This window comes from Pseudomonas sp. UBA5706, assembly GCF_002419965.1.
Lineage (GTDB): Bacteria > Pseudomonadota > Gammaproteobacteria > Pseudomonadales > Pseudomonadaceae > Aquipseudomonas.
The window spans coordinates 1-18309 of sequence record NZ_DIHC01000062.1 but is presented as its reverse complement, the minus strand read 5'-3'; the positions used below and the strand labels follow the sequence as shown (position 1 = coordinate 18309).

Here is an 18309-nt window from a genome sequence, read left to right as displayed (position 1 = left end):
CGATCAGGACTTTGTACTCGAAACTGCCCTCACTCTCAGCCAACACCCAGCTTCGGATGCGTGCCCGAATACCCATCCACCGGCCGGATAATGAACTCGTTGTCATCGATCACGCACAGCCTGAATCCAGCTTCGGAGAAACACCATGAACCAGAACCAGGCAGAGCGTCTGCAAGCCGAACGCAAGAAGGTCGAAAACGAGTTCGACATCACCCGGTACGAGCATGTGCCGCGTCGGTATTACGGGCGGATCTTTTTCGCCACGCTGATCGTCATCGCGCTGGCCGGGCTGGCCCGCGCCTTCGCCAACGGCCAGATTGAGTGGGGTTACATCGGTCAGTTCCTGACCTCCGAAGCGATTCTGTGGGGCCTGCTCAACACCATTATCATGTCGATTCTGGCGATGCTGCTGGGCGTGGTAATCGGCGTGATCACGGCCATCATGCGCATGTCGGCCAACCCGATCCTGCGCTACGTGGCGATCACCTACACCTGGTTATTCCGTGGCACGCCGCTAATTTTGCAATTGTTGCTGTGGTTCAACCTGGCATTGATCTTCCCGGTGATCGGCATCCCCGGCCTGTTTCAGCTCGACACCGTGAGCCTGATGACGCCCTTCGTCGCTGCGCTGCTGGGCCTGAGCATCAATCAGGGCGCCTACACCGCCGAAGTCGTTCGCGCCGGCCTGCTGTCAGTGGACACCGGCCAGTATGAAGCCGCCAAGTCGATAGGCATGCCGCGTTTACAAGCCCTGCGTCGGGTGATCCTGCCGCAGGCGATGCGCGTGATCATCCCGCCAGTGGGTAACGAATTCATCGGCATGGTGAAGATGACCAGCCTGGCCAGCGTGATTCAGTACTCCGAGTTGCTGCACAACGCGCAGAACATTTACTACGCCAACGCCCGGGTGATGGAGCTGCTGATCGTCGCCGGCATCTGGTACCTGGCCGTGGTTACCGTGCTGTCGTTCGGTCAAAGCCGTCTGGAGCTGCGCTTCGCTCGCGGCGCCGGCAAGCGTTCGTAAGTCAGGCCCAGGAGAACAAGCATGAGAAGCATCGTTAAAGCTGTCGGCCTGAACAAATACTACGACCAGTTTCACGCCCTCAAGGACGTCAGCATCGAGGTCGAACAGGGCGAAGTGCTGTGCATCATCGGCCCGTCGGGTTCGGGCAAGAGTACCCTGCTGCGCTGCGTCAATCAGTTGGAAAAGATCGATAAGGGCGGGCTGTGGGTCGATGGTGAACTGGTGGGTTATCGCATCGTGGGCAACAAGCTGCACGAACTCAACGACGCGCAGATTGCCCGCCAGCGTCTGAGCACCGGCATGGTGTTCCAGCGCTTCAATCTGTTCCCGCACATGACCGCGCTGCAAAACGTCATCGAAGGGCCGATTCAGGTCCTCAAGCGTTCGCCCAAAGAGGCCAACGAAGAGGCCGTCGAGCTGCTGGCCCGCGTTGGTCTGGCAGACAAGCGCCATTCCTATCCCGTCGAGTTGTCCGGCGGCCAGCAACAGCGCGTGGCGATTGCCCGCGCACTGGCGATGCGGCCCAAGCTGATGCTGTTCGATGAACCCACTTCCGCCCTCGACCCGGAGTTGGTGGGCGAAGTGTTGTCGGTGATGCGTGATCTTGCGCACTCCGGCATGACCATGATCGTTGTGACCCATGAGCTGGGCTTCGCGCGCGAAGTGTCCAACCGCATGGTGTTCATGGACGGCGGCCAGATTGTGGAGGCCGGCAGCCCGGAAGACATTCTAATAAGTCCACAAAACCCGAGAACCCAAAGCTTCATTTCTGCCGTTCGCACTTAAACCAGAACAAACGAGAACGACCATGAAAAAAATGCTCCTCCCCACCTTGCTCGCTGGCCTGATGTCCTGCGCTTCGGCCTACGCCGAGGTGCCCCCCAGCCTCAAGGAAAAAGGCCAAATCACTGCGGCCATCGTGCCGAACTACCCGCCGATGGATTTCAAGGACACCAGCACCAACACCCTGACGGGCCTTGATGTCGATCTGGGCAATGCGCTGGCCGAGCGTCTGGGCGTGAAAATCATATGGCAGGAAACCGCGTTCGAGCAGATGGTCAGCGGCCTGGTGACCAAGCGTTTCGACATCATTCTGTCGGGCATGACCGACACTACCGAGCGGCAAAAGTCGGTGACGTTCATCGATTACTTCGCCAGCGGCCCGCAACTGTACACGCTGACCAAGAACACCGAACTTAATGAACTGACCGACCTGTGCGGCAAGAAAGTCGGCACCAGCCGCCGCACCACCTGGCCTGCGGAAATTGCTGCCTGGAGCAAGGCGAACTGCGAAGCGGCGGGTAAACCGGCCATCATCGTCACCGGCTCCGAAGGCTCGGCCGACGCCCGCGCGCAATTGCGTCAGGGGCGTCTGGATGCAGCCATGCAGGGCAGCGAGACCATTCCGTACCTGATGTCGCAGGAGAAAGACACCTACAAGCCGATTGGCCTGGCGATCTCCAAACAATTCACCGGGCTTGGCGTGAGCAAGTCCAACCAGGAACTGGCCAAGGCGCTTCAGGAAGCGATGCAGGGCATGGTGGATGACGGCACCTACGGCAAGATCCTCAAGAAGTGGGAGCTGGAGCAAGGTGCCGTGACCAAGGTCGGGATGGATCAAGGGAAGTAAGCGCGGCATGCGAACGCGCCGGGTCAGGTGCGCTGGCGGCGGCTGGTCTTCCGGGTTCGCTGCCGTCGTAACCTCTGGCGTCTCTCACAGGGGATTGTGTTGAGCCAAAGAGATGCACACACCGCTGAATCTGTGTAGGTGCGAACGGCCCTGAAACCTGTAGGAGCTGCTGGAGTTGTGCGACAGTGGCGAAGGCGATGGGCCAGGCGGTGGTGAGTAGTGTGAAAGATCGCGTTCGCTGCCGTCGTAACCTCCGGCGTCTCCCACGGGGAGTGCGTTGGGCCGAAGGGATGCGAACGCTCCTACAAGGGTTTTGTGCCGAATACAGGACATCACGACAACAGTGGCCACCTACTCCCTCGTCATCCGCCGCCTGATGGTCTGTTCGCTGACCATCGTCATGAGCCGGGCGATGACCAGCCCATTACTCACACTGTTCCTGAGCACCAAGCTGGGCCTGAACCAGCAGGATGTCGGGCTATTGATGGGCATCGCGGTATTTCTGGCCACGCTGCTGGGGCTGTATGGCGGCTACATCATCGACCGGCTGGAGAAGCGCAAGCTGCTGATTCTGGCGATGCTGTCCAGTGCCGTCGGTTTCACCCTGCTGACCCTCGCCCACAACGTTTACCTGACCACCCTGACCCTGGTGATCACCGAAACCGCTTCGGCGCTGTTCCTGATCGGCTCCAAGGCGATCATCAGCGAGAACCTGCCCATCGGCCAACGCGCCAAGGTATTTTCCCTGCGCTACACCCTGACCAACATCGGCTATGCCACCGGCCCCATGCTGGGCGTGCTGATTGCCGGGCAGCTGCCGCTCGCGCCGTTTTTGATCGCCAGCGCCATCGCCTTTGGCAGCATGTTTTTGATGATCGGCATTCCGCCGACCATGGCCAGTCGCGAGAACCAGCCACGCAGTTTTCTCGACACCCTCGCCACGCTCAAGAACGACCGCAGCCTGATTCTGTTCACCGGCGGCAGCTTGTTGAGCACGGTCGTGCATGGTCGCTACACGCTGTACCTCTCGCAATTTCTGCTGGTCACCCACAGCGCAGAACAGGCGCTGAAAACCCTCTCGGCGGTGCTGGCCTGCAATGCACTCACCGTGATCCTGATGCAGTACCAGATCGGCCGCTTCCTAAAGCGCGAGCAATTGCCCTACTGGATTTGCCTGGGCACCGCGCTGTTCGTCATCGGCCTGTTCGGCTTCAGTTTTGCCCAGACCACCCTGGCCTGGTGCGCGGCGATGTTCGTGTTTACCTTGGGCGAGATGATCATCTACCCCGCCGAGTATTTGTTCGTCGACACCATTGCCCCGGAACGCCTGCGCGGCAGCTACCTGGGCGCGCAGAATCTGGCGGCGTTCGGTGGCGCATTAAGCCCGGTGATTTGTGGTTATTTATTGATCAACTCACCCGCACCGACGATGTTTTATGTACTGGCTGGCCTGACCGCCGTGGGTGGGACACTGTGCTTTTTCGCTGGACGCCACGCCAAGCTGACGCATACGGATATCACCCTGTAAGGGCGCCGACTCCAGTGAACGTCATGCACCTCTGAGCGTTCCGGTGAGCCTGGCCCGCCAGTCAACCTTGTGCCCCGGCTGCTACAGGCGCGGCATGTCTCGCAGACGAATCCACGGTTCATCCTGCCAATGCAGCACGCTTAACGTCCCGCGCTGCCACTCCAGCAATCCCGGCGCTGGCGCATTGTTGAACGCTGGCACGTGTTGATCACGCAGCACAGGCAGAACCTGACAGGTCAGCCATTTGCGAATCGGGTCGTGGCTGGCGTGACCGGGACAAATCAGCAGCGCGTAAGTGGCGGATTCGCTGACTATCAGCACGTCTTCGATTTCGCCGTAATAGCGCAGCGGCACGTAACGGCGCTGGTCGGGGGCGAGTTTGCGGGTGATGCGCTCTTCGAAAAAAATGCCCAAGGTCGCACAGGCAGCACCAGGCTTGGCGCTCGAAAATCGGTGGGTGAAGCCTGAGTTCGTGGCGGGTGAAAACGACGGGTTGGTAATGCGATTCCCTGCGGCGTCTGTCCTTGCTGGCCCTTGGAACAAGGGTGTCGGGAGCTAAGATCTCCGCGAAGAGGTGCCGACATATTCCCCCGAAACGTCTTGTACCGGCCGACTCCCGACATGACAGACGCGTAGCGTGTAGTGCCCAGCACGCGCGCATGCAGAGCCGGCCAATTGTTACTTTTCAAGTCCGGCATAAACAGGCGAGTATGTCCGGCCTGGAGCTGTCGGTCTGAACGGCCTTTACGAGACCTCTTGCAAGCCTGCACAGACTGTTCTGATTTCCATTTCCCTGACGAACAGGATATCGAGCAATGAATCACCGCATTCTTGGCCAATCCGGCCTTAAGGTTTCAACGCTGACGCTGGGCTCCATGATGTTTGGCGTGCAGACCAGCACCGAAGAGTCGCTGCGCATCATCGACAAGGCCTGGGACGAAGGGGTGAATTTCATCGACACCGCCAACGTCTACAACGCCGGTCGTTCCGAAGAAATCGTCGGTGAGGCCATCGCCTCGCGCCGCAGCGAATGGGTGCTGGCGACCAAGGTCGGCAGCGGTTCCGGTAATACTGCGCCGAACACCAGCGGGTTGAGCCGCAAGCACATCTTCAACGAAATCGAATCCAGCCTGCGTCGTCTCGACACCGATTACATCGACATCCATTACCTGCACAAGGAAGACCACAGCACGCCGCTGGAGGTGACCGTTTCGGCCATTGGCGACCTGATTCGCCAAGGCAAGATCCGCTACTGGGGCGTGTCCAATTTCCGAGGCTGGCGTATCGCTGAAGTGGTCAACGTCGCCGAGCGTCTGGGCGTCGACAAACCGGTGATCAGCCAGCCGCTGTACAACATCGTCAACCGTCAGGCGGAGCTGGAGCAGATCACCGCCGCCCGGTTCTACGGCTTGGGCGTGGTGCCTTACAGCCCGCTGGCGCGCGGCGTGCTCAGCGGCAAGTACGCACCGGACGTCACACCGGACAGCGGCAGCCGGGCGGGGCGTCAGGACAAGCGGATTCTGGAAACCGAATGGCGCGCGGAGTCGCTGCATATTGCGCAGAAGCTGCAGCAGTACACGCAGGACAAAGGCGTCGGGCTGGTGGAATTCGCCATTGCCTGGGTGCTGAACAATCAGGCCGTGACCTCGGCCATCGTCGGCCCGCGCACCGAACAGCAATGGGACAGCTACACCAAGGCGCTGAGCGTAAGGATTACGGCCGAAGACGAGGCGTTCATCGACTCGCTGGTGACCCCAGGCCACGCATCGACGCCGGGATTCAACGATGTGCAGCATTTCGTGAGCGGCCGTTATAGCTGACGCACCCCGTGATCTGTAGCAGTCCGGCTTGCCGGCGGCAGGCTTTTTGATCGCTGCGGCCGGAAAGCTGGACGCCTACAGCGTTGCCCATGCGTCTCCATTTCCCTCTCTTGTTCCAGAATTGCTAAGTGCCACACCGCCTCCGTTCTTGGGGGCATCCACGTCGCCTTAAGCAGCCCAGTCGGTCGCAAATACAGGCATCCCATGGCGCGCGACCGGAGGTACTCGCTCGTGAGCCAGGGACCGAGCAAAATACTGGCATCTGGCGATCATTGAGCGGCGTCCTTAACGGCTTCGAGAGTCTGTCGATGTGCAGGTCGAAATACCGTGTTCAGACGAGCGTTTTCCGACGTCTTTTGTCGATCAGAAGATCGCTCACAGCACGCGCATGAATGCCATAAAGCCTTGTAGAATGCGGTCCGCCGCCCCCGGTCAAGAGGTATTGCAAAGTTTGACAAGGTAGGGTGAGGCCACTAGTGTTCCATTGGATCCAATACCTGATCAGTGAAGAAGAAGCAACGATGCGCAGGACAGAGAAAGAGCAATTTCTCCGGGAAATTCTAGGGAATGAACAGCCGCCCGCGCATATGGCGCGTGCCGTTATTGAAGAGAAATTGCGCAGCGCGATCCTCGATGGCCGACTCCCGGCAGGGATCGCGCTGCGCCAGCAGGAGCTGGCCACGCTGTTCGGCGTCAGCCGCATGCCGGTGCGCGAAGCCTTGCGCCAGCTTGAGGCTCAATCGCTGCTGCGTGTGGAAACCCACAAGGGTGCAGTGGTTGCGCCGCTGATCAACGAAGATGCAACCGATGCGTACGCATTACGCATCCTGCTGGAGTCCGAGGCGCTGCGTCAGTCGATCCCGCTGCTCACTGCCCAGGACATCGCTACCGCTCGGGGCTATATCGAGCAGTTGGAGACTGAAACCGACTACACGAACATCGGCACGCTCAACCGGCTGTTCCACATGACGCTTTATTCCCAAGCACCCAACAAGCGCCTGCTCAAACTGGTCGAAGATGGTTTGAACGAAGAAGAGCGCTTCCTGCGCTTCAACCTCAAGCACATGGAACTGGGTGAGGTGTCGCAGCACGACCACCTGGAGTTGCTGCGGATGGCCGAGGCTGGCGATATCGAGTCCACCGTCGGCGCGCTTGCATACCACTTGAATCGCGGTGTCGAAGCCATCAACCACTACCTCAACAGCCGCCCAGCGCAAGCCGCCAACACCGCCAGGTCGTCAAGGAAGCGCGCCCTCGTTCAATAAGGCGCAAGGATCGTGGCAGTTACTGCCCACGGTCCACCTTCGCGCTGCATGCGCCTGCCGTTCGATCGACGTCCGTGGCAATCACGACGTCCTCACACGGCAGTGCTGGCGCCAGCTGCGCATCATCACTCCCTTCTGGGGCTGCTGGCCGTTGATGCGCGTCAACGTTGAACACCCTCTTCTGCTGTCGCAGTTCGGCTTGCCGAGGGTGACTTACTGGAGATCGCCAGCGTAGGGAAGGCGCCCTGCTACAGCCCCCCCCCGCAACCAAGCCCCCCTTGCTTGAACCCCCGCTTCGCCCCGGCCTTGGCTCACTCCTGGCCGCGATTTCTCTGCGCGCTAACGCAGCGCCTGGCTGTGTTTCAGGCAAACTCAGGTAACGAACTCGCCTGCAGTCGGTTCCGCAAATTTTCATGGAGCAACCAAAGGAGCTGTGCCAGGGCTAGGACGTGATAAGGGAACCTAACAACGTCGCCCGCAAAAAAACTTCCTAATTGATTATTCGGTTAACGCGCAACTCTGAACGAGGCATTCGTTCATTATTACTGATTCTGACTCTACAGAGCCGGAAGGGTTGCTCTCATCCAAATAAAACTTTCCACTAAAGTTTTATAAGCACACTTCGCGCTCAACTTTTATAGAGATAAAAAATTATTAAAAAGTATTTGCCCTTCCATTAAAAAGTGCTTTAACGTTTTCTCGTCGCCGCTGGGACTCTCCCAAAAACCCTGTGAGCAGAGGGCTTAGCCAAGGCAGAGCCGCCGCTCCGCCAGTACCGGCGCATAACACTTACTACTACAAAACGATGCACCCGCTGACACTTAGCGCCGTTCGTTATTTCTATTTGCCTTATCAAGGCTTCGTCACTTCGTCCACGTTTTCGCTGACGGAATGTAACGAACAACGCGGTTTCGCCGTGCACTTACTCACCTCAAGGAAGTGAAGATGAACATTAAAAAACAACTACTGAACCGTAAGAAGTCCGAACTAAGCACTCACCCGATATTCTCTGAGATTGATTCACTGGAGGTGTTGCGACGTTTCATGGAGGCGCACGTCTTCGCGGTATGGGACTTCATGTCGCTGACCAAACGCCTGCAACAGGAACTGACGTGCACCCGGCTTCCGTGGTTGCCGCCCAACGATCCAAAGGCCGCGCGCCTGATCAACGAGATCGTGCTGGGTGAGGAAACCGACGACCGTCTGGATCATGGCCACTACAGCCATTTTGAACTGTACCTGGACGCCATGCGCGAGGTCGGCGCCAGTACCGCGCGCATCGAGCACTTCGTCGAGCTGCAAAAAGAGGGGGTCCATTACGCAGCTGCGCTCCACCGCGTAAACGCCGGCAAAGCCGAAGCCAGCTTCGTTCGCGACACGCTCGATATCGCGCTCAACGCCCCTGCCCACAGTGTGGCCGCAGCTTTTCTGCACGGCCGGGAAAGCGTCATCCCACAGATGTTCCAAAGCATCCTCGACGACTGGGGCATCACCGCCAACCAGGCACCGACGTTCCGCTACTACCTGGAGCGGCACATTGAAGTGGATTCGGAAGACCACGGCCCGGCTGCCGAATCGTTGCTTGCACGACTGGTCGATGGGGACGAGCAACGCGAGCAGCAAGTCTACGAGGCCGCCATCGCGGCGGTCGAGAGCCGTATCCGGCTGTGGGATGCCCTGCGCATCAGCATGCGCGAACCGGCGCTGGAGGTGAGCGCATGAACCGCTCGCCCACCCACGATCTCTTTGCATCTCGCACAAGGACGACATCATGAAAGCCGAAGAGTACCTGTCCTTTGCCGACGCCTGGGAAGGCCGCGCGACGATCCGTACCCGCCCACGCCGCATCGTTGAAAACGACGAAAAACTCATCTACCCCTTGAGTCGCCAGCCGCTGGTCCTTAGCGAAACCTTCACCCGTGAGTGTGCGCATCTGCGTGACTTTGCGCTGGTCCAGAGCCTGTACAAGTTCATCAATGACGTGGTGATTTTCGAGACTGAAATCGTCGACAAGACCGCCCGTAGCATCGCCAAGGACCACTTCGCTATCCGCTTCCCGTTCGCGTGTCGCTACGACGCCATGACGGTGGTGGTCGATGAAGATTATCACGCGCTGGTGGCCATGGATTTCATGCAGCAGACCATCGCGCTGACCGGCATCCAGCCCATCGAACTGCCGCTGGAGATCGAATTGAGCCGGGCGATTCCTGCCGCGTTGGCGCTGGCGCCGGATCATTTGCACAGCGCAGTCGAACTGATTTGCGTGGCCATCGCCGAGAACACGGTCACCAATGATGTGGCGGCGTTCGCCAAGGACGATACGGTCAAGCAGTCGATCAAGGGGCTCATGGCCGATCACCTGCTCGATGAAGGCCGGCATTCCGGGTTCTGGGCACGACTGGTGCGCATTTACTGGAACGTTGCACCTGAAGAAGACCGGAAGATCATCGCCGAGATCATGCCTGTGTTCATTGCTCAATATTTGACCAACGACATACAGAAGTCCTTCGACTTCGTGCTCATCGAGCATCTGGCGGTCGCCGAAACGATCAAGCAGGCACTCAGGCAAGAAACCCAGGCAATGTGCTTCCCGATCAATCGCCATCATCCGTTGGTGGGCAACATCGTGCGCTTCTTCAAGACCAGCTCGATGCTCGATTCCACCTGTGTGCAACGCGCCCTCGCCGACTATTTGCCGGCAGGGAGCACACAATGAAACGGCTGCAGATTGTGCTCATTGGCCACAGTCGGGCCTTGAGTGAACTGAGCGTGGAGCTCGACAGCCACGGGCATCAGATACACCGGCTGGTCGATGCGCAAGCCCTGCAAGACAGCACGTTGAGCCGCGCGTCGGTGCTCGTCGAGGACGGCTCCCTGGATCTGCCCGGCGCCCGGCTGCACGCCTTCGAAACACCAGTGCATCTGGGCCTGCGGGTGGGGCTGATGCCGGGTGCCGAACCCGGTCTGCCGGAACTGGAACTGTTGTGCTGGCATGGCTCGGCCACTGCCCAGCGCTTGATCATGCGCGAAAAAGTGCCTCCCGAGCCGTCCGGTAACGGTCGCATGCTGCGCGACAGCGCCGTAGCGATGCTGATCGACAGCCTCGCGCTGATGGTCAGCCGCTTCGCGCGCGACCCCGATCACCTTGCCCGGGCGGAACGGGACGAGGCGCCCCAAAGCGAATGGCAGGCAGGCTTACAAAGGCTGGACCGACTGGCCTTCGAACACCGCTTTAATCACACCGCCCAGCCGCATTTGCTGGCTGTTGCGCAGCAGTCTCTAACGACGCGGCTGGACCGCAGCTTCGGCGCATTCGCTGGCCGCATCGCGTTGGACATCGACGGCCAGCGCATTAGCTACGACGCGTTGCGCGCTCACAGTGTGGCGATTCAAACGCGCATTCAAGCGCTACTGGAAGCATCAGACGAGCCATTGGTGATCGGCATCTGCCTGCCCAAATCAACCGCGCTGTTCGCCGGCGTTCTGGCGATTATTGGCTACGGCGCGGTTTACCTGCCCCTGGACCCCAGTCAGCCGTTGCAGCGCCAACAATACATTCTGCAAGACGCCAAGGCCGCGCTGCTGCTCCACGATGGGCTGCACCCGCTGGCGGATCGGTGCGTGGCAGGACTGGATATCAGCAACGTCGATGCCCCACCGACAGCGCAGCCCCTGATGCGCCGCTCGCCAGAGCCGGACGCGCCGTGCATGGCGCTCTATACCTCGGGCACCACCGGGCATCCGAAGGGCGTGATGCTCAGTCAGCGCAACCTGAGCCACTTTACGGCCTGGTACGCCGATTACGTCGGCCTGTCCGAGCACAGTCGGGTCTTGCAGTTTTCGACGCTGAGCTTCGACTCTTCGGTGATCGACATCTTCCCGACGCTGCTTGGCGGCGCCGAGCTGGTGGTCGCCAGTGAAGATCAACGCCGCGATCCACTGCAGTTGATGCAGCTGCTCGACCAGAACCTCAGTCACGCCTTTTTGCCGCCTGCCCTGCTGAGCATTCTGCCAACGGACCGACCACTGAAGCTTGAACACCTGTGTACCGGCGGCGACGTCTGCGAGCCTGACGTCATCGCGCGCCTGGCCGCGCAGTGCCGGTTCCACAACCTGTACGGGCCGACCGAAGCGACGGTGCTCATCACCGCCGGGCAGTTCCTGCCGGGGAGCAGCAATCGCAATCTGGGTCGGCCCATTGCCAACAGTCAGCTGTTCATCCTTGATGAGCAGTTGCAGCCGGTCGCCGAGCACACCCCCGGCGAGCTGTACATCGTCGGGCCCGGCGTGTGCCTGGGCTATATCCACAATCCGACACTGACGGCCGAGCGCTATGTGCAGGTCGAGCTGGGTGACGGCGAACGCCTGCGCGCCTATCGCACCGGCGACATCGGCAAGTGGACCGGCGAGGGCATCGAACTGTCCGGGCGGCGGGACAATCAGGTGAAGATTCGGGGGTTCAGGGTCGAGCCGGAGGAAATCGAACATTGCCTGCGCGACAGCCAGTTGTATCGGCAGGTCGCCGTGGTGGTCGATGCACAGCGGCGAATCCTGGCGTTCGTCGCTCGACCCCAGGGCGTCGAACCCGACACTGCGCGCCAACGGCTCAAGGCGCACGTCGAACACCTGCTGCCCGACTATATGCGGCCTGCGGCATACACAGAACTGGCCAGCATGCCCTTTGCAAATAACGGCAAGGTCGATCGCCAGGCGTTGCTGCAGTTGCCGGTCAGCCTGGTTGAGCACGCGCCGCGCCGTGAGCCGGAAACCGAGAATGAACGCGTGCTGTTGACCCTCTGGGCCGATCTGCTGGAGTTGCCGCCGGGGGACATCTCGACCGAAGAGAGCTTCTTCAATCTGGGCGGTCACTCGATTCTGCTCTCGCAAATGCTGCTGCAGATTCGTGAGCACTTCGGGCGCAGCATTCCGATCAATCGTTTTATCGAGGCGCCGACGCTGATCAATCTGGCCTCGCTGATCGAAAGCGATGGTTCGTCGTCCTGGACCGTCAGTGCGCAGGCGCTCAAGGATGCTAGCACGCTTGTGGAGTTGCCTGTGCTGCCGGTCGGCCAGTTGGGTGATGTGCACAAGGTCATCGTCACCGGCGCCAACGGTTTTCTCGGTGTGCACATCGTCCAGGCGCTGCTGGCCTGGGGCGCGACCGAAGTGGCATGCCTGGTGCGCGAAGGCAACGGCATGACGGCGCAGGACCGCTTCGTGCAATCGCTGCGCGAAAACCGCCTGGAGCACCTGGATTTGAGCCGGGTGCGGGTATATGCCGGCGACGTCACGCAACCCCAGTTGGGCTTGAGCGACGAAGTGTATGAGCGACTTGATGAGGAATTCGGCGCGCTGGTGCATAACGCGGCCAACGTCAATCACGTCCAGGACTACGAGACGCTGGCCAGGGACAATGTCGCGCCGATCTTCGAATGCCTGCGCCTGTGCGAAGGACGCAGCAAGAAGGTCTTCAACTTCGTCTCTACGCTTTCCGCCTCGAGCGCTGTTGACGCCGCTGGCAGTGTGCTGGAAGCGCCTGCCGCCCAAACCCCGCCGATCTACATCAAGAACGGCTACAACCTGTCCAAATGGGTCGCCGAGCGCATCCTGCAACAGGCGCGGGAACAAGGTGTCTGGGTCAACGTGTATCGACCCGGCAACATTGCCTTCAACAGCGTCACAGGCGTGTGCCAGCCGCACAAGAATCGACTGATGCTGATGCTCAAAGGCTCGATGCAATTGGGGCAGGTGCCTGACTTCCCAATGACTTTCGACCTGATGCCAGTGGACTTCCTCGCCCGCTTCATTGCCTTCCACAGCAGCCGTTATCAGCCCGCCTGCGCAGTATTCAATCTGCACAACCCGGAGCCGTTGTCCTGGAGCGCCTATGTCGAGGCCTTCCGCGAGGCCGGACGCGCATTCGAGATGGTCAGCGTGGCGCACTGGCAGGCCCAGCTTAGCCGCGTCGACAGCCAGAACGCGTTGTTTGGTGTGCTCGGTTTCTACCTCGACGGATTCGAGGAAGACATCGGCGACATCTCGATGATCGCCTACCAAAACGCCCTCGCTGGCGTTGAGCGCATGGGCGAACGCTACCCGCAGAAAACCCCGGCGCTGCTGCGCAAGGGCTGCGATTACCTGAAAGAAATCGATTTCATCTGACCCACCTGACGCAACCCCACGTACGACATGGAGAACGACATGAACGACATGAACGCAATTAACACAATCGAAACCCTGAAACCCGACACCCTGATCAGCAACCCGCGCGGTACGCCTGTGGCGGCTTCGGTAAAGGTTGCAGCCAAGACGAGCGAGGTCTGGCAAGTCGTCGGCGATTTCGGCGGCTTCACACGGTTCATTCCGGCATTGGCCAGCATCGAAATCATCGGTGATGGCGTCGGCTCGATCCGTCACAAGAAGTTCAAGGAAGGCAGCCTGGAGGTGGTCGAACAGCTCAACTCGCGCAACGACAGCGCATTTTCGATGACCTGGACGACCCTCTATAACAACCTGGGCGTGCGCAACCTTTGGGCTTCGATGACCGTAGTGCCCACTGGCGATGACAGCAGCATTGCCACTTGGACCATCATCGCCGAACCCGCTGCGGGCAACCCTGCGAGCGCTGATGAATTTCAGGCGTTCCTCCAGAGTTTCGCCGATGATGCGATGAACAATGTACAAAAACTGTTCACCTGATCTCCGGCATTGACCTGCCTGACCCGCCCGGGCTTTGGTCCGGGCGGGCTTGGACGTTTGCAATCGCCGGTTGCAAATTCCTGGACTCCTTTACACAATGCGACTAATTATCATTTGAGCGGCGCTGGGACGGCGCGTTTCGATGCCTTCTTACGACGCAACCCTGTGCACTTTGTATAGCGACCACCATGGCTGGCTCAACGGCTGGCTGCGCAGCAAGCTGGGTAACGCCGCGGATGCCGCAGACCTGGCCCAGGACACTTTCGTGCGTCTGCTCAATCGCAGCGAGTTGCTGGAGCTGAAGGCGCCCAGGGCTTTTTTGCGCACCGTCGCGCGGGGCCTGGTGATCGATCATTGGCGCCGCGAAGAACTGGAGCGGGCGTACCTGGAAGCCCTCGCCCAGCTACCCGAACACGAAACACCTTCACCGGAATCCCGCGAGTTGGTGTTCGAATTGCTGGAAAGCATCGCCCGGATGCTCGACGGCCTCAGGCCCAATGTGCGCCGCGCATTCCTGCTCGCCCAATGTGAAGGCATGCCCTACAAGCAGATCGCCAAACACTTGGGCATCTCGCTGCGCTCGGTAGAGCGTCACGTGGCAGATGCGCTGTATCACTGTTATGTGCTGAGGTATGCCGCGTGATGAGTGCCGGTGCATGAATCAGGCGTCCCTGCTCGGTCATTCAGAGCCCTCACCCGCTGTGGTTCGGCAAGCCATCGAATGGATGATGCGACTTAACAGCCCGACAGCCAGCCCTCGCGTACGTCAGCGCTTCGAACAATGGCGCGCAGCTCATCGCGATCATGAATGCGCGTGGCAACGAGTTTTGTCGCTGAACGCCGATCTGCATAGCCGCTTTCAGGCGCTGCCCGCCAGCGGCGCAGCCTTCGATGCGCTGGAGAGCAGCGCGCAGCGGCTGGGGCGCAGGCAGGCAATGAAATTGTTGTCGGGTTTGCTGGTGGCGGGGTCCGGCGCGTATCTGACAAAGGATCTTGCGCCTTGGCAGCAATGGGCCGCTGATTTCTCGACCCAGGTGGGCCAGCGCAGCGAGGTTGTCCTGGCTGATGGTACGCGTTTGCAACTTAATACCGATTCGGCGGTGGATCAAAACTTCGATGCGCAGCAACGACTGATCACGCTGAGTAAAGGCGAGATTCTGGTTACCTGCGGTACCGATGCCAGCAGCACGATACCGCGCCCGTTATGGGTCAGTTGCAAGCACGGCATGCTTGAAGGAGTCACCGGCCGCTTTGTGGTACGTCAGGATGAAAATCGCACACGCCTGAGTGTAATAGAAGGTCACGTGCTGATTCGTTCGCGGGGGTCATCGTCTGTCACCGTACACGCCGGCCAGAGCTATGCGCTCGATGGGCAGCGTACACAACTGCTTTCCCTGCTGGAGATGGACCCTGGTGCGTGGGCCGACGGATTGATCGTCACCCGCGACATGCGCCTGGGCGATTTCATCTCTGAAGTCGCGCGTTACCGCCGTGGCCACGTTGGCTGTGCGCAGGATCTTGCCCCGTTGCGTTTGTCCGGGGTCTTCAGGGTGGAGGATACCGACAAGCTGTTGGCCATCCTTACGCAAACCCTGCCGGTGCGCCTGGTGTATCGCACGCGCTGGTGGGTGACGCTGCAGCACAGTGCATAACCGCCCCTTATTTTTTGGCGGGTTTCCCAAGCACGTTCGGCTTAGAGATCAGCACCCTTCCTCTTCACCGAACTCGACGGAATCCGCAATGACCCGGCTTCAACGTGCACACTCGCCATATCCTGATCAATCTCTGCGTCTAGGCACGAACTTCGCCAGACCGTCCCTCTTGGGCTCAGCCATTCGGGCCGCGCTGATTTCCACGACGCTATCAGCTTGTGCTGTACCGCTGCATGCGCTGGCCGTTGAATCTGCAGTGATGATCGAACCGGGCCGCAGCTACTCGATTCCCGCAGGCCCTCTGGGCGACGCGTTGAACCAGTTCGCACGTCAGGCAGGGATCATGCTGTCGGCCACTCCGGAGCAGACAGCGGGACATCGGTCCGCCGGGCTGCAGGGCAATTACTCGACCCATCAGGCGTTGACCCTTCTGCTGGGCAGCAGCGGCTTGCAGGCGGTCAGCCAGGACGGCAGCAGCTATGTGTTGCGCAGCGCCGATGATCAGGCAATGGCATTGCCAAGCACCGATGTGCGTGGTTTTGCGCTGGGCAATGCGCTGGGGAGCATGGAGGGCTACAACGCCACGCATAGCCAGGTCGCGACCAAGACCAGTACCGCGCTGCTGGAAACCTCGCAGTCGGTCTCGGTGGTGACGCGTGAACAGATGGACGATCAAGGCTCCCAGACCGTCGCTCAGGCGATGCGCTACACGCCGGGCGTGCTGACTAACCCGTATGGCGCAACGCATCGCTACGACTACGTAGCGATGCGCGGCTTCAACGATGGCTCGGTGGATAACATCTACCTGGACGGCCTGAAGTCCATGGGCGATAGCGGCACATACAGCACGATGCAGGTCGATCCGTATTTTCTTGAACGCGTCGATATCCTCAAGGGCCCTTCATCGGTCCTTTATGGGCGTGGTTCGCCGGGCGGGTTGGTTGCGCTAACCAGTAAGAAGCCGCTATATGAGCCTTATCATCAGATTCAAGCAACCGTGGGTTCCAACCATCAGCGTGGGGTGGGGTTCGACTTCAGCGGCCCGGTGGATGACGACAAACGCATTGCCTATCGCCTGGTGGGGCTTACCGACCAATCCGACACGCAGTTCGATCACGCTGAGGAGAAACGCTACACGCTGGCGCCTACACTGAGCATCGACTTCACCGAAGACACATCGCTTACGCTCCAGGCGTATCTGCAACACGATCCTGAAGGCGGCTATCACGGCGGCAACCCGGCAGATGGTGCATTGCATCAGCGCAACGGCCAGCGCATCTCCGAGCACTTCTTCGAAGGCGAGCCGGGTATCGATGGCTACAACCGCGATCAGCAATCCTTCGGTTATCAGTTCGAGCATCGCTTCAACGACGTCTTCACCGCGCGACAGAACTTCCGGTATCTCGACTCGAAAGTGAGCCTGGATCAGGTCTACAGCTACGGCTGGACGTCATCGACGAGTAACGACCTCAATCGCTACTACTCAGGTGCCAATGAGCATCTGCATTCGTACATCGTCGATAACATGCTGCAGGCTGACTTTTATACCGGCCCGGTGAAACATACGGCGCTGTTCGGCACCGATTACCAGCGGCGCAAGACGGTGGTCGATTGGCAGAGCGGATCCCTGGCGCCGATCAATGCCTTCAATCCGGTCTATGGCAATGCAACGATCAACTATTACGATCCGACCAGCTATCTGCGACGTCTGGAGCAGACCGGTGTGTATGCGCAGGATCTGATCGAGTGGGACAAGTGGCGTTTCTCGCTGGGGCTGCGTCATGACTGGGTGCAGACATCCGACGAGAACCGCATTGCCGAATACAACCGTCCTGAAGGCACCGAGATCAGCGACAAACGCAGCAAGTCTACGTGCCGCGCAGGCGTGCTGTATTTGTTCGATAACGGCTTGGCGCCCTACATCAGCTATTCCGAGTCGTTTAACCCGAACTCGTATTCGGACAGCGCGGGTAATCCGCTGGCCCCTACCGATGGCAAGCAATGGGAAGCCGGCATCAAGTATCAGCCACCGGGGACTGACAATCTGTTCACCGCTTCGGTGTTCCGCATCGACCAAGAGAACCTGGCGACAAAGTTGCCTCAAGAAAACTTCTATCGCGCGATCGGGGCCGTACGTTCGCAGGGAGTGGAGCTTGAGGCCCATATGCAGTTGACCGAGAACTTCAAGGTATTGGGCAGCTATACCCTGACTGACATTGATTATTCGAAGTCGATGCCAAGCACTGTGAGCGATGTGGACAACAAGGGTAATTCTCCGACTCAGGCGCCGAAACATATGGCGTCGGTGTGGGGGGATTACAGGTTCAACAGCGGCGCACTTGACGGGCTGCGCTTGGGCACCGGCTTGCGGTATGTCGGAGCAAGCTGGGTGGATGCCGAGAACACCATCAAGGTGCCCTCCTACACGCTGTGGGACGCCTCTGTGGGTTATGACCTAGGCAAGGTTGGACTCAAAGGCATGGACGTTCGGCTTAACGCTAACAACCTGACGAATGAGTCCTACGTTGCATCCTGTGCCAGCCTGAATTTCTGCTACATGGGCGAAGAGCGCAACGTCAGCGCAACAGTGAGCTATCAGTTCTAACGTGGCCTGGTCACTGCAGCCAGCTTCCGAAAGCGGAAGCTGGCTTTTTTGTACCCTCTGAAACGACAAAACCCCACATGCTTTCG

At 59.6% G+C, this 18309-nt stretch carries 14 protein-coding genes; 13 read left to right on the top strand and 1 reads right to left on the bottom strand.

What is annotated here, in order from left to right; genetic code table 11:
- Positions 1 to 145 precede the first annotated feature (145 nt).
- The 4 genes from B3I26_RS28075 (at position 146) to B3I26_RS28060 (ending at position 4182) form a co-directional block, all read left to right on the top strand.
- Complete coding sequence (locus tag B3I26_RS28075; protein ID WP_296262677.1) at positions 146 to 1024, top strand: amino acid ABC transporter permease; 879 nt, start codon at positions 146 to 148, stop codon at positions 1022 to 1024.
- Positions 1025 to 1045: 21 nt separating this feature from the next.
- The gene (locus B3I26_RS28070) at positions 1046 to 1810 is read left to right on the top strand and encodes an amino acid ABC transporter ATP-binding protein (RefSeq protein WP_110946697.1); all 765 of its coding nucleotides are present in this window, start codon (positions 1046 to 1048) and stop codon (positions 1808 to 1810) included.
- A gap of 22 nt (positions 1811 to 1832) precedes the next feature.
- On the top strand, positions 1833 to 2654 hold the full coding sequence (locus B3I26_RS28065) for an ABC transporter substrate-binding protein (protein WP_296262676.1): 822 nt from the start codon (positions 1833 to 1835) through the stop codon (positions 2652 to 2654).
- Between the two features lie 343 nt (positions 2655 to 2997).
- Complete coding sequence (locus B3I26_RS28060; RefSeq protein WP_296262675.1) at positions 2998 to 4182, top strand: MFS transporter; 1185 nt, start codon at positions 2998 to 3000, stop codon at positions 4180 to 4182.
- An 81-nt stretch (positions 4183 to 4263) separates the two neighbouring features.
- Here B3I26_RS28060 and B3I26_RS28055 read toward each other — a convergent pair whose 3' ends face one another.
- Positions 4264 to 4596 (bottom strand): hypothetical protein, encoded by a 333-nt coding sequence (locus B3I26_RS28055; RefSeq protein WP_296262674.1) that lies wholly within the window; start codon positions 4594 to 4596, stop codon positions 4264 to 4266.
- A gap of 401 nt (positions 4597 to 4997) precedes the next feature.
- On the opposite strand from B3I26_RS28055, the gene B3I26_RS28050 reads away from it, so the two are divergent.
- The 9 genes from B3I26_RS28050 (at position 4998) to B3I26_RS28010 (ending at position 18223) form a co-directional block, all read left to right on the top strand.
- A complete protein-coding gene (locus tag B3I26_RS28050; protein ID WP_296262673.1) occupies positions 4998 to 6002 on the top strand; it encodes an aldo/keto reductase in 1005 nt (334 codons plus the stop codon).
- A 521-nt stretch (positions 6003 to 6523) separates the two neighbouring features.
- On the top strand, positions 6524 to 7267 hold the full coding sequence (locus tag B3I26_RS28045) for a GntR family transcriptional regulator (RefSeq protein WP_296262775.1): 744 nt from the start codon (positions 6524 to 6526) through the stop codon (positions 7265 to 7267).
- Between the two features lie 945 nt (positions 7268 to 8212).
- Entirely contained in the window at positions 8213 to 8989 is a 777-nt protein-coding gene (locus B3I26_RS28040; RefSeq protein ID WP_296262672.1) for a DUF3050 domain-containing protein, read from the top strand.
- Positions 8990 to 9038: 49 nt separating this feature from the next.
- Positions 9039 to 9983, top strand: a complete 945-nt coding sequence (locus B3I26_RS28035) for a diiron oxygenase (protein WP_296262671.1) — start codon at positions 9039 to 9041, stop codon at positions 9981 to 9983.
- The gene (locus B3I26_RS28030; RefSeq protein WP_296262670.1) at positions 9980 to 13429 is read left to right on the top strand and encodes a non-ribosomal peptide synthetase; all 3450 of its coding nucleotides are present in this window, start codon (positions 9980 to 9982) and stop codon (positions 13427 to 13429) included. The genes B3I26_RS28035 and B3I26_RS28030 overlap by 4 nt, the downstream gene beginning before the upstream one ends.
- Positions 13430 to 13468: 39 nt before the next feature.
- Entirely contained in the window at positions 13469 to 13966 is a 498-nt protein-coding gene (locus B3I26_RS28025; RefSeq protein ID WP_409522046.1) for an SRPBCC family protein, read from the top strand.
- Between the two features lie 142 nt (positions 13967 to 14108).
- The gene (locus B3I26_RS28020; RefSeq protein ID WP_296262669.1) at positions 14109 to 14609 is read left to right on the top strand and encodes a sigma-70 family RNA polymerase sigma factor; all 501 of its coding nucleotides are present in this window, start codon (positions 14109 to 14111) and stop codon (positions 14607 to 14609) included.
- A gap of 13 nt (positions 14610 to 14622) precedes the next feature.
- On the top strand, positions 14623 to 15618 hold the full coding sequence (locus B3I26_RS28015; protein ID WP_296262668.1) for a FecR domain-containing protein: 996 nt from the start codon (positions 14623 to 14625) through the stop codon (positions 15616 to 15618).
- A 259-nt stretch (positions 15619 to 15877) separates the two neighbouring features.
- Entirely contained in the window at positions 15878 to 18223 is a 2346-nt protein-coding gene (locus tag B3I26_RS28010) for a TonB-dependent siderophore receptor (RefSeq protein WP_409522050.1), read from the top strand.
- Positions 18224 to 18309 lie beyond the last annotated feature (86 nt).

Excerpts from the sequence above, each read along its gene's own strand:
- B3I26_RS28075 (WP_296262677.1), top strand. The coding sequence starts at position 146 with ATGAACCAGAACCAGGCAGAGCGTCTGCAAGCCGAACGCAAGAAGGTC.
- B3I26_RS28070 (WP_110946697.1), top strand. The coding sequence starts at position 1,046 with ATGAGAAGCATCGTTAAAGCTGTCGGCCTGAACAAATACTACGACCAG.
- B3I26_RS28065 (WP_296262676.1), top strand. The coding sequence starts at position 1,833 with ATGAAAAAAATGCTCCTCCCCACCTTGCTCGCTGGCCTGATGTCCTGC.
- B3I26_RS28050 (WP_296262673.1), top strand. The coding sequence starts at position 4,998 with ATGAATCACCGCATTCTTGGCCAATCCGGCCTTAAGGTTTCAACGCTG.
- B3I26_RS28045 (WP_296262775.1), top strand. The coding sequence starts at position 6,524 with ATGCGCAGGACAGAGAAAGAGCAATTTCTCCGGGAAATTCTAGGGAAT.
- B3I26_RS28040 (WP_296262672.1), top strand. The coding sequence starts at position 8,213 with ATGAACATTAAAAAACAACTACTGAACCGTAAGAAGTCCGAACTAAGC.
- B3I26_RS28035 (WP_296262671.1), top strand. The coding sequence starts at position 9,039 with ATGAAAGCCGAAGAGTACCTGTCCTTTGCCGACGCCTGGGAAGGCCGC.
- B3I26_RS28030 (WP_296262670.1), top strand. The coding sequence starts at position 9,980 with ATGAAACGGCTGCAGATTGTGCTCATTGGCCACAGTCGGGCCTTGAGT.
- B3I26_RS28025 (WP_409522046.1), top strand. The coding sequence starts at position 13,469 with ATGAACGACATGAACGCAATTAACACAATCGAAACCCTGAAACCCGAC.
- B3I26_RS28020 (WP_296262669.1), top strand. The coding sequence starts at position 14,109 with ATGCCTTCTTACGACGCAACCCTGTGCACTTTGTATAGCGACCACCAT.
- B3I26_RS28015 (WP_296262668.1), top strand. The coding sequence starts at position 14,623 with ATGAATCAGGCGTCCCTGCTCGGTCATTCAGAGCCCTCACCCGCTGTG.
- B3I26_RS28010 (WP_409522050.1), top strand. The coding sequence starts at position 15,878 with ATGATCGAACCGGGCCGCAGCTACTCGATTCCCGCAGGCCCTCTGGGC.